This window comes from Granulicella sp. S190, from assembly GCF_009766095.1.
GTDB lineage: Bacteria > Acidobacteriota > Terriglobia > Terriglobales > Acidobacteriaceae > Edaphobacter.
In genome coordinates, this window is record NZ_LMUD01000033.1 from 1 (window position 1) to 297 (window position 297).

Consider the following 297-nt stretch of genomic DNA (forward strand, 5'->3'; position numbering starts at 1 on the left):
GGTGGTATCGGAACTGTGCCTGTCGGGCGTGTTGAAACCGGTATTATTAAGGCTGGAATGGTTGTCTCCTTTGCTCCTTCAAACGTCACTACTGAAGTCAAGTCGGTCGAAATGCACCACGAGCAACTCGATCAAGGTAACCCTGGTGACAACGTCGGGTTCAACGTCAAGTCAGTTAGACGTGACTCTTGACTAGTAATTTGGCTGACATTGGCATAGGAACGTCTCTGTTAAGGATATCCGTCGTGGAAACGTTGCATCCGACTCCAAGAACGACCCTGCGAAGGAGGCCGCTTC

Annotated in this window: 1 protein-coding gene; it reads left to right on the forward strand. The window is 50.5% G+C overall.

The genetic code is table 11. The features are described from left to right. The coding region (locus GSQ94_RS16725; RefSeq protein WP_254063933.1) for an EF-Tu/IF-2/RF-3 family GTPase at positions 1–192 on the forward strand (192 nt) is incomplete at its 5' end. Between the last annotated feature and the right edge of the window lie 105 nt (positions 193–297).